The organism is Tepidisphaeraceae bacterium (assembly GCA_035998445.1).
Classification (GTDB): Bacteria; Planctomycetota; Phycisphaerae; order Tepidisphaerales; family Tepidisphaeraceae; genus DASYHQ01.
In genome coordinates this window covers 35,900-47,426 of sequence record DASYHQ010000023.1, presented here as the reverse complement: position 1 = coordinate 47,426, position 11,527 = coordinate 35,900, and the positions used below count along the sequence as shown (strand labels likewise).

The 11,527-nt window shown below is 63.9% G+C and carries 7 protein-coding genes; 3 read left to right on the top strand and 4 right to left on the bottom strand.

The window, feature by feature from the left end; translation table 11 throughout:
- Positions 1-11: 11 nt before the first annotated feature.
- Positions 12-1,634 (bottom strand): CARDB domain-containing protein, encoded by a 1,623-nt coding sequence (locus VGN72_10345; protein ID HEV7299754.1) that lies wholly within the window; start codon positions 1,632-1,634, stop codon positions 12-14.
- A 411-nt stretch (positions 1,635-2,045) separates the two neighbouring features.
- On the opposite strand from VGN72_10345, the gene VGN72_10340 reads away from it, so the two are divergent.
- Positions 2,046-2,465 carry an NADH-quinone oxidoreductase subunit A gene (locus VGN72_10340; GenBank protein HEV7299753.1) on the top strand — a complete coding sequence of 140 codons (420 nt, stop codon included), beginning with the start codon at positions 2,046-2,048 and terminating at the stop codon, positions 2,463-2,465.
- A gap of 192 nt (positions 2,466-2,657) precedes the next feature.
- Positions 2,658-5,060, top strand: a complete 2,403-nt coding sequence (locus VGN72_10335) for a glycosyltransferase family 39 protein (GenBank protein HEV7299752.1) — start codon at positions 2,658-2,660, stop codon at positions 5,058-5,060.
- Positions 5,061-5,569: 509 nt separating this feature from the next.
- Here the strand turns inward: VGN72_10335 and VGN72_10330 are convergent.
- From VGN72_10330 to VGN72_10320, 3 genes are all read right to left on the bottom strand, one after another.
- Positions 5,570-6,667 (bottom strand): hypothetical protein, encoded by a 1,098-nt coding sequence (locus VGN72_10330; GenBank protein HEV7299751.1) that lies wholly within the window; start codon positions 6,665-6,667, stop codon positions 5,570-5,572.
- Positions 6,668-7,082: 415 nt separating this feature from the next.
- Positions 7,083-7,922: a PEP-CTERM sorting domain-containing protein gene (locus tag VGN72_10325; protein HEV7299750.1), complete on the bottom strand. Its 840-nt coding sequence runs from the start codon at positions 7,920-7,922 to the stop codon at positions 7,083-7,085.
- Between the two features lie 455 nt (positions 7,923-8,377).
- The gene (locus tag VGN72_10320) at positions 8,378-9,298 is read right to left on the bottom strand and encodes an OmpA family protein (GenBank protein ID HEV7299749.1); all 921 of its coding nucleotides are present in this window, start codon (positions 9,296-9,298) and stop codon (positions 8,378-8,380) included.
- 664 nt (positions 9,299-9,962) lie between these two features.
- Between VGN72_10320 and VGN72_10315 the strand changes: the two genes are divergently transcribed.
- On the top strand, positions 9,963-11,513 hold the full coding sequence (locus VGN72_10315; protein ID HEV7299748.1) for a radical SAM protein: 1,551 nt from the start codon (positions 9,963-9,965) through the stop codon (positions 11,511-11,513).
- The last annotated feature ends 14 nt before the right edge of the window (positions 11,514-11,527 follow it).

The following is an 11,527-nucleotide window of genomic DNA, read 5'->3' as shown; positions in this document are numbered from 1 at the left end:
GGGGTTGACGTTTAGTACAGACGGGTCGCTTCGGTTTCGGTCACGTTCTTGCCGAGCGAATCGCTGTTCATATCCAGGCGGAAGCGGACGTCACCGGCCTTGGTGGCCTTGGCTTCGACGTTCCATTCGATCGACTTGCCGGCCGCCAGGCTGGGCACCGGGGCGAAGCGGACCTCCTGACCCTGGTTCTGTGCCTGGCTGGCACCCGAGCCGCTGACGAACTGTAGTTCCGGGGGCAGCGTGGCGGTGATGCCGATGTTGGTGTCCGGGCCGGTGCCCTGGTTGGTCACCTTGATCGTGTAGTACGCGCTCTCACCGATGCGGACCAGGTCGTCGCGGTCGACGACCTCCAGCAGCAGGGCCGGAAGGGTCTCGATGGTGGTCGACGCCATGGCGCTAGCGTCCTTGGCGCACTCGGCCTTGGCGACAGCATTCACGTTGATGGTGCCGGCGCGCTCGGCCGGCACGGTCACGCGGTAGCGGCGGGTCTGGCCGGGCTCGATGTTGCCGATCTGGCCACCGTCACCACCCACGCTTCCGGAGGCGGTCTGGGCCTCGCCCTCGCCTCCGATGGCGGCGATCGTCGCCTCACCGGCGCCGTCGAACGACAGCTGCGCGTTGCGGGCCGCAGCCTGACCGCTGTTCTCGACCGTCACCTCGTACGTCACGGCCTTGCCGACGTACTCACGCTCGGGACCATTCACGGCGACCTTCAGTTCCGGTGCAATCACGCGCGTCGTGATCTGTTCGCTTTGAACTTCACCACTGGCACTGCTGGCCTTGGCCTGGCTGCTGTACTCACCGACGCGGTCGGGCCGCACGCGCGCCTCGAACTCGCGAGTCTTGCCTTCCGGGATTGCGTCGACCGTGAAGTCGATGGTCTTCTTGCCATCGGCCGACACGAGGCCGTCGGGTAGCGTGTCCACGACGCGCACATTGGTCTCGGTACCGGTGCCGGTGTTGGAGATCGAGTACTTGTAGACGATCTCCTCGCAGATGTCGGCCTGCTGCGGCCCGCTCTTGGCGATGTTGATCTTTGGGGCGATCACGGTTGCGACCGTGCAGAGCGTGGGGTTGTACGCGATGGTGGTGCAGCTGGTGACCTCACCGGGGCCGTTGGCCGTGCCGGTGACGTTGATCGTGCGGCTCTCGCCGGGCTTGAGCTCACCGAGCGAGTAGACGTTCTGCCCGTTGCGCTGCTGCGCCTCGGGCTGGGCGGTCGTCACCTTGAAGTTTTCACCGAGCTGCTCGCTGATCTCCACGCCGGCCAGCGGCGCGTCGGTGAGGTTGGTGACCTTCAGCTGATACTCATAGGGCTGGCCCATGCGGATCTGCTTCGATCCCATCTTTTCCAGTAGCACGGCACTCGTCTCACGGTTACCGGTGGGGTACGCCAGCGATTCAAGCAGCTGCGTCTCCCGGTTGGCCATGGCCTTGTCACCGGTGGCCTGCTTTGCGGAGGGGTCGGTCGTGGTCTCCGATAGCATGCCTCCCGATGAGCCCTTCGACCCGCCACTGCCCGACGACGACATGCCGCCATCGCGCGAGTTAGAATTCTGACAACCGGTAAGAACTGCCAGCACCGCGCTCAACGACAAGGCGACAGCGCGGTTCAGGACGAGTGTGTTACGCATAGTGGAATCTCCCTGAGAACACTCACGGCGGAGCCGGCCCGGACCACCAACCTTGGCAGTCTCAAAAATATCCCCAGGCGCAATGCGTCCAACCGCATGACGCAGACGAAAGGTCTGCTGATCTCTCAGGAAGCCCGCAAAGCAAATCGCGTGCGTACGTCGACCAAGTTCAGATATTTAGTGGTTTAGGTTACGAATCGATCTGCTGAGTCCGCGAAAGGGCACCGTACCTAGCTCAACGCATGTGCCAGCTTGACCTGTATTGCATCGGTTCTGTCGTGTTGGGCGTTGCGACATCGATCAAGAAGTGAAGATCCCTGGCAAGCCGGGTGCTACGTGGGATCGTCTGAGCCGGGCTTTTCAATCAGCGCGCGGTTCCTTAGACTGTGCTGCGGTTTGGGAAGGTAACTTATGTTCAATACCGCCGTGCTTGCTCAAGTGACGACGAACGATGCGCCTAGTTCCTGGGCGCCGGTCGTGCTGCTGCTGTTGATCGGGATCGGATTTGCCGTCGGCAATGTGATCCTGTCGACGCTGATCGGCCCCAGCCGTACGGGGCCTGGCAAGGAAGAGACGTACGAGAGCGGCATGGTGCCGATCGGTGACACGCGGCAGCGGTTTAACGTGCGGTTCTACATCGTGGCGATGATCTTCCTGGTCTTCGACGTCGAAATCGTCTTCTTTTACCCTTGGGCCAGCATCTTCCCGCACGCCGTGCAGACGCCGGGGTCGCATTCGACGTTGCTCCTGGTCGAGATGGTGCTGTTCGTCGCGATCCTGCTGGTGGCGTACATCTACGCCTGGGCCAAGGGAATTTTCCGCTGGGATTAGCGTTCCGGTAGCACCGTGAACGACAACGATCGCGACGCAGACGACTAATAGATTGCAGCGACAGAGCCCACGGCCGGACGCCGTGGGCTCTTGTCTTTCGGGCGAGGGAATGACGCGCCGCGCGCACCGTCATCCGCAGAGGTTATTCAGCAGGTCTGATCCCTCTCCCGGCGCATGCGGGAGAGGGACCAGATGATCCGTTCCGTCATGTCTACGACCGACAACAATACGATTGCATTCCGTCCGGCCCACGAGTTGGAGCCATCAGACTCGGCGCGCGACGCCGCGGCTGACCGCGGGACGAACGCGCACGCCTACATCGCATCATCAATAGCCCGGCCCTGGTACCGCTGTCATGCAGCGATGCTGATCCTGCTGGGTCTGACGATCGCCGGTGGCGTGCTGCGGTTCATCGCGCTCGACCGGCCCCCGCTCTGGGGCGACGAGGCGGCGACGTACGCGCGCATCGCCGGCACGTACCGCGAGCTGCTGACCGTGCTGCGGGACGCGTGGTTTCCGCCGTTGCATTACCAGTTGTACTGGTTCATGTCGCGCGTGATCCCGATGGACCCCTTCGGCATGCGTCTGGCCCCCGCGATCGCCGGGACGTTGATGATCCCGGCGATGTACTTCCTGGCCCGGCAGATGGTCGCCGTGCGCGAGAGCCTCGTCGTCGCTGCCTTCACCGCGTTCAGCGCGTACCTGCTGGCCTACTCGCGCGACGGCAAGATGTACATGGAGTTCTGGCTGTGCGTGGCGCTCTCCACGGCTTGCCTGCTCTTGTGGGCCCGCACGTCCCGCAGCACGGCATGGCTGGCGTGGGTGGCGGCGGGCGTGGCGATGGTGGGCCTGCATGGGATGGGCTTTGCCGTCCTGGCGCTGCACCTGCTGTTCTTCTTGACGGCCCGCCGAACGACGGGATTGAAGACCGTTGCGTTGGTAATCGGGATGCTCGTGATTTGTTCGGGCGACGCCGTGCATTACGGCGCGTTCAACGTGGTGGCCGACCAGATCGAAGAGCGTGGCTGGGGCGCGTCTGGCATCAGTTGGGCCGACGACCGAAACCAAGGCCAGCCGACCAACCTTATCATTGCCGACAGTGCCGCGGCGTACCTGTTCAGCTTCCTGTGGATTCAGGAAGCGCAGAAGGGCAACGTGATCGAATGGGTGTCGCGCGCCATGGCATGGGCGCTGGGCATCCTGCTGCTGCTGATGACCCTTGGCGCGATGCCTTGGAGCCGCCGGTGGGTCGGCCGACGCGACGCGGTCGACCGCGAACCCGTTCCTTCGAAGAATGAACTCGAACACGGACGGGCAAGCCGCCCGTGGCACCCGGAAGGCGCCTCGCCGGGCGCAGTCGGCAGTTTGCTGCGACCAACCCCGACGCACATCGAGCCCGCCTGGCGCATCGGGCTGTGGCTGTCGCTCTGGATCGTCATCCCCGCCTACGTCTTCTACTGCGCCTCGACCGACCGCCCCGTGTCGCCACGGTATTGGATCGACACCATCGGCGGCCTCGCGGGGGGTCACTGGTGGGTGATCGCCTGCTGCGTGATCAGCGTGGCAGCGCTGACGCAGGTCAGCCCGCTCGTGTCGCGGCTGCTGGGCGTCGCGATCCCACTGGCGATCGTGTGGACGCTGATCGACGCGCTGGTCCGCCCCGCAGGTGACGCGGCGGTGCCGTGGCTGGAGCGGTGGATCGACCGACTGACGCGGCCGGTGGTCATCGGGCCTATCCTTGCCGCGATCGCCGCGATCTGGTTCGACCGCTCCGCCGAGACCGTGCGCGGGCGGTTGGCGGCCTCGTTGAAGTTTCTTCTGGTAACGGGCAGCCTGCTGCTGATCTGCTTCGGGCTCTATCACGGCATAGAAGGATACTTCGAGCGCCGCGGGTTCGTGATGGGCCGGGCGGCTGAGACGCAGGTCGCCGGTCGGCAATCGATCTGGATGCCGCGCTGGCTGGCAATCGTGTGGCCGGCGGTGGCGATCGCGGTCGCGATCTTATTCATGCACCTGCCGACGCGCCCGCTGCGCTGGGCCGCGGTGTGCTTTCTACTGGCGATCAACCTTGCGCAGTTCGGCACGCGGCTGCTGGCCGACACCGAAGCGCCGCACGGCCTGATTTCCGCCGACCTCGTCAGCGCCCGCGATTCCGCCGCGACGCGCACCTATGTGCAGACCGGCCGCGGTGGCGCCTCGCCCGGCACGGCCAGCATCGAGAGCACCGCCGGCAGCTATTACCTCCAGCGCGCGGTCGGTGGCCCCGCCGGCCCGTGGGACATCCGGCGCAACAAGGCGTGGGATGAGTTAAACGTCCCCCGCTACCGCGGCCCCGACCGCGTCGCCGCCGACATGGTCGCCCGCCCCGCGATTACCCGCCTGATCGTCTGGACGCAGGAGCCGCCCAACTCCGACCTGTTCGAGGACGACCTCGGCCCCCTGCTCGGTCCCGACTGGCTGGCCGCTGGCGATCGCCGGTTCCACGTGCGCGCCTTCTGGAACTGGGCCGAGTTCTACCAGTACCGCCGGCGGGAGTTTGTGCGGGCGGAGATCAACGCGGAGGCGCAGGGGATCAACGCAGAGGCGCAGAGGTGAGACGCGGAGGGCGCGGAGAAGAGGTTAATGGAGAGCGAATTCACGCTCCGCACAAAGTCCGCATGACGAAACCAAAGCAGGCCTGATCGTCATCCTCAGGTACTCCGAAGGTGTTGAGAAACGGTGCCGCGTCCGCTCCGCCCGTGGCATGGACGCCAGAGCCCATGCGTGTCGTGAGGTCGGAAGACTCGATTTTGAGCCTGCGGCTTGGTCAGCGCAGTCACCCGCAAATGCATTTCTCCTTCCAGTCCACAGGCATGGGCTCTGGCGTCCATGCCACATGAGAGGCGAACGCGAGCGTGTTCTTTAATACCCTCTCAAGATGACGGGTGTGAGGCACGTTCGTCACTCCCACTTCGTCATTGATTCACCATTCTTGTTTCGTCACTCGTCACTCTAAATCACCCTCACCTAACCTCTCCCGGAGTACCGGGAGAGGGACCAGAGCGCTTTCCAACGTTCTCCCCGCGATCTCTGCGTACCTTTGCGCCTCCGCGTTGAACGCTTCTTTAGCGAACCGGCCGCGTTGCGGGCAGGTCGATCGCGGCGTCGACGGCTTTGCGGGTCTGGCCGCCGACGGCTTTCAGCATCACGTCGTCGAACATCACCAGGCCCGGGTGCAGGTAGGTGTAGAGGCTGACGCGCAAGTGCTGCACCGGGCGGTTCACGTGTTGCGGGTTCAAATCGTCGATGATCGTCACCCACTGGCGGTCCGTGCCGCCGGTGGGTGGTACTTGCCGGCGGTAGATCTCGCGCTCGATCGTGCCGCCCTTGCCGTCGGGCACGTTGGTGTAGCCCTTCACGAAGATGTGCAGTTTTGGGCCGCCCGAGCGGTAGCGAAACTGCAGCCGGTATCGCGTGTCGGGCTGGATCGCGATTGGTTCCGACAGCGCCGCCAGCCCCGGTCCCTCGGCGGTGGCGCGGGAGAGCTGCATCGCCAATACCTTGTTCGGCGTGCCGTCAGCCTCGGTCATGGTGTAGATGACGATCTTGTCGTAATCGGGCAGCGCGCTGCCCAGCCGCACCGGGTGCCGTTCGGCCTTGAAGATGCGCTCCCAGTGCCCCGCCTCGTCGAAGCCGCCGTTGACGACGAGGTTCGGGTTGGCTGCCCAGAGCGCCGCCGAGGCGGCGTCGTCCGTGACGGCTTCCTCTGTCGGGTGCTCGAACCGCTTCACGTCGGCCAGGTGTTCCAGCACCCTTTCCGAGACGAACCGCACGTCGGTCGGCTGGTCGATCTGCTGGCGGATCTCGAACGGCAGCGTGTCGAGCGCGCGGAAGTCGAACACCTTCACCGCCAGCGCGTGACCCGCGTCCTTCTTCGACAACTCGCCCCAGATGACCACGTCGGCCGCCAGGGGTTTGGAAAGATCGTCGACCGCATCCACCGGCGTCGCGAACGACACCGGCGAATCGATACCCTCAACCGCCTCGGTCATTTCGATGCCCGAGACCGCCTCATACGTCGCCTCGCGATCGAGCTTGCTGCGCAGCGAGAACCCGACCCGCTCCCGCAGGTCGACCGGCGCATCACCGGCGAGGGGGAAGATGGCGACCTTGGATTTGGGCGCGTCGTCGGCGGCCAGGGTGATGCTGGTAAACAGGAGCATCAGCAGCCAGGGAAGGGGTCGGGGATTCGCGTAGTTGCAGTGATTGATCATGGGTGCCTGCCCACCATTACGGGCCTGTGAAAGTAGTCCGGTTCTCGTGAGTTTGTCATCCTGAGAGGGATTCTTTAAAGCCGGACCGGCTCGTCCGACCCCTCTCCAGGTACTCCGGGGGAGGCTGGGTGGGGGTGATTTCGAACTGCTGACGAGGTGGGCAGCTCAAAATCACACCCAGCCTCCCCATCAGTACATGGGAGAGCGGCCGGATTAAAGAAACACCCTCTGAGGTACTCCGTTCTTTCCCTTTTATACCGCCCCCATCTCCACCAGTTGCCCGCGAACTTCCAATGAAAAAACCCCGACTCTACGAGCTCGGGGTGTACAGCGATGGTTTGATGTCGTCTGCCAGCCGTGCCGCCTACCGCCGACGGGCCATGGCGAGCAGGCCGACCGACAGCAGGCCCAGGCAGTTCGGTTCGGGCACGGCCGTCACGGTGATGATGCCCTGCCAGACCGAGCCTTCCGAGCCTACGGTCGGGCCGTCGGTGGAGGCGAACGGCGAGATCGTCGTGGTGCGGTTGCCCCAGCCGGTGGTGTCGAATTTCAAACCGGTGTCGGCGGTGCCCGGGCCACCGGCGCTGGCGCCTACCCACAGGCGGTAGTCTTCTCCGACGACGGCGTTCGAGTCGATCATGCTGAAGCTGAAGTTGGGCAGGTCGGCGCCACCCAGCTTTGTGGGGCGGATGCTCTTGGTGGAATCGAGGGTGTACCACATCACGCCGTACGTGCCCGAGAAGACCTCGGTGACCAGCGCGTTCCATCCGTCGGCCGCGGTGGCGCTAAGGCCGTACGACGTGTTGCCGTGCGTGCCGTCGCGGTAGAGCCCTTGTTTCCAACTGCCCGAGGCGGAGCTGTTGTATGGATTGTTGGCGATGGTGGTGGTGGTCACCCACATGTTAAATGCGGTGATGCCTTCACCGGTGCTGCCGAGGCTGTCCACCCAGTTGTTGTAGGCGTTCAGCTCGTTGGGCTGGTTCGTGTCGCCGTTCGTGTTGGTGTAGAACGTGCGGGCGACGCCGCTGAGGTTGCTGCGGTTGCCCACCACCAGCCGCGGAGCGGCCTGTTCGGCGCGCAGGCCGACCGAGGTTGAAGTGGCATCCAGCAGCGTGTTTGGATCGAACACGAACTTGACCGGCGCTGCGTTGGCTGCGGTCGTCATCCCCACTAAGACGGCTAGAAAGCTGGCGATCTTTTTCATGTGAAACGCTCCCGGGGTTGCGGGGCCGCGCCTTCGGCCAGAACGGTCCGGCTCGGACACGGGCACCCATCCACAGGTCCTCCACAATGGGTATCGACGGAAGCAAATCGCGACTTAGGCAAAAATTGCGCGATTGCGTTTGACAATATTGAAAATCAAATAGTTATGGGGTTTGGCAGGGGGGACGCACGGCACCCTCTGACGGATCGCGTGCGCGTGCGGCAAAGTATGTCATCCCGAACGGGAGCGGTAGCGACCTGAGGGATCTGGATTGACTGACGGTGCGGGCCGTGGGAGATCCCTCGGGTCGCTACCGCTCCCCTCGGGATGACACATCGCGTGCGCGTCCCCGCTCCTAACCCACCTGGACCAAGGTGCAACGAAAAACGCCCCGTGCCATTCAGGCACGGGGCGTTTGAGTTTGATGCAGTTTGGCGTCGATTGACCGACGAACCTTATTTGTTCATCGCGGGTTCGACGACCGTGGCCGAGTCCTTGTTCATTGCTGGCTTGGCGGCCGGGCGGACGGCGGCGTTGTTATTGTTGTTGCTGTTGTTGTTGGGGATCGGCGTGCTGCGGACCGTCGTCGGGAGGATCAGGACCTCCACGCGGCGGTTGCGGGTGCGGCCGGCGTCGCTGTCGTTGCTGGCGACCGGACGCTGGTCGGCGTAGCCGATCACGCCCAGGCGCTGCGGGTTGGTGTTGTGCGAACGCAGCTCACCGGCGACCGTGATCGCGCGGTGGGCCGACAGGTACCAGTTGTCCTTATGACCGGCCGAGATCGTCGCGGGATTGCTCACGCGGGCGTTGTCGGTGTGGCCGGCGACCAGCAGCTCGTAGCTGCTGGCGTTGGGGCTGTTCACGATCTGGGCAAAGCGGGCGATCGCGTTCTTGGCCTCGGGCTTCACCTCGGCCGATCCTGGGGCGAACGTGAGGTCGCTCTTGAACTTCACGATGCCGCGGGTCGCGTCGAACTCGACCAGATCGGGGTTGGCCTGCGCGAAGGCGGTCAGATCGTTGGTGAGCGGGATCGGCAGCGCGGTGCCGATCGTGCCAAACTTGCCGACGGCCTCGGCGTACTTGCGGTTGAGCTCGTCGAGCTGGCCCTGCAGGGCGCCATTCTGGTTGGTCAGGTTGGCGATCAGGCCGTCCTTGTTGTCGCCGGAGTTGGCGATGGCCTCGAGGGCCTTGCGGCGCATGTCGGCTTCAGCGCGGGCGCTGGCGCCCTCGCGCTCGGCGTTGGCCAGCTGCTCGGTCAACCGGTCGGTGCGCATCTTGAGCGCGTTGTACTGTTCCTGGGAAACGCAACCGGTGGTGAGGGTGATGGCCGCGAGGCTAAGCGCCGCGGAACCGATCCATTGAGGCATCCGTGCCATAAAGGAACTCCTGTGCGATGAGATGTCATTTCGCCGGCGAACCGCCAGCATTTGTCTGTGTTGCCCGAAGAGGCATCCCACCTTGGGATGCGACGAACTTCGTCAAAACCCCTGAAACCGCCAGCCTCTCGTCTTGCCCGAGCCGAACGGTTTCGCGAGTCAGTTTGACTTTGGTTACGGAAATTGCAAGCGAGGGGTTCGGAAAAAACGCGCAGAAACGGCGCGGGGGAGGGGAAGAGGGAGAATGACCAAGTCCCAATGACCAACAAATGCCCGATGACCAAATCCCAATCAAGACAGCGCCGCCAGTCCACGTGAACTGTCATCCCGATGGGAGCTTTGGCGACCTGACCCATCTCCCAAGGGCGAGAACCGTCCGTGGTTCGAGATCCCTCAGGTCGCCAAAGCTCCCATCGGGATGACACGGGTCAAGCCTGACGCGAGGGGTTTCGTCCGCTAGCCTTCAGGCTCCGCTCGGGATGACAGTTGGTGGTGCTCGTCAGCCTTCCCTCCTCCTCCCACTTGCTAATCCAACCTTCCCGGCCCCTTCGTGTCCTCCTTCGTGCGTTCGCGCCATCGTGGCTCCCCTCTCTACAGGCGATGCAAAGACATTGGCCCGCCGCCGCAGATGGTTTATGCTTGATGGTCGCACGCGAGTAACCCCATGGCTGTACCAAACGACCGGCACATCTTGTTTGTAAATCCGCCCTACGAGCGGATCTCGCCGGGGTATGCGTTTATCAAGCACATTACCAACCGATCTCCGTCGTTGGGGTTGTTGCATTTGGCGGCCGAAGTGCGGCTGCACGGGTACGAGCCGTCGATCATCGAGGCGGACATTCTCGACTTGGATGCCGACGCCGTCGCCGCGCGGGTGATCGCCGCCAAGCCGCGGTACGTCGGCATTACGCTGTTTACCGTCGGCGTGTCGGAATCGGCCAAGATCGCACGCTTGGTGAAGGCGGCGCTGCCGGAGACGACGATTATCGTCGGTGGGCCGCACATCGCCTCGATGGGGCTGGAAACAATCGCGCGCTTCCCCGATTTCGACGTCGCGGTGCAGGGCGAGGGGGAGAAGATCCTCGTCGAGTTGCTGAAGGCCCTGGACGCGGGCAATGACCTGTCGACCGTCCGCGGTTTGATTTTCCGCGACGCCACCAATGGTGGGAAGCTGAAGGTCACGCCCGCGCCGATGACGCCGAACGATCTCGATGGCCTGCCCTTCCCCGCGTGGGACCTTCTGCCCGACTTCCCCAAGGCTTACCCGTTGGCGGTCTACGACTACCCGCGCGGCCCGGTCGCCACGATCGCCGCCAGCCGCGGGTGCCCGTTTCACTGCAAGTTCTGCGACACGTCGACCTTTGGCGCCCGCGTGCGCTACTACTCGCCGGCGAAGGTCGTCGAGATGATGCAGCACCTGAACGAGCGCTACGGCGTGCGCCACGTGCTCTTCGTCGACGACCTCTTCCTCGCCAGCAAACTTCGCACGACCGAGTTCTGCAACCTGCTGCTGGCCAGCGGCCTGAAGATGACCTGGAGCTGCGCCGCCCGGGTCGACACCGTCAAACCCGATATCCTTGGATTGATGAAGCAGGCCGGCTGCTGGCAGATCAGCTTCGGTTTGGAAACGGGTTCTGACGAGATGCTGCGCAAAATGGACAAGAGCGCCCGCGTCGCCAAGAGCGAAGAGGCCGTCCGCTGGACGGCCGCCGCTGGCATTCGCGTAAAGGGCCTGTTCATGCTGGGCTACCCCGGTGAGACGGCCGAGAGCATCCAGATGACCAAGGACTTCGTCCAGCGCATCCCGATGACGATCATGAACCTCACGAAGTTCACGCCCTATCCTGGCAGCCCGATCTACAAGGAGATGTTCGGCGCCGCGATCCGCGAGGATCACTGGGAAAAGATGAACGGCATGAACTTCGTCTGGGCGCCTGACGGCATGACCGTCGACGAACTGGACCGCCATTACCTTGAAGTCATCAGCAAGTTCTATCGCCAGAAGCCCGTCCGCCGACAATACGTGAAGGTGAGCCTGAAGCACCCGGAGCACCTAGTGCGATTGACGCGCTGCGGCATCGGCTTCGGCATGGCCAAGCTGAAAAGCGTGCTCTCCGGCCGTCGCGGCCTGCTGACCAGTGGCCGGGAGGTGCACTTGGCGGATGTGAACGCAATCCCGCAGCCAGTCACTTCGAAAGTGCCGCTGCAGGTGTAGTGGTGGTGAAAACG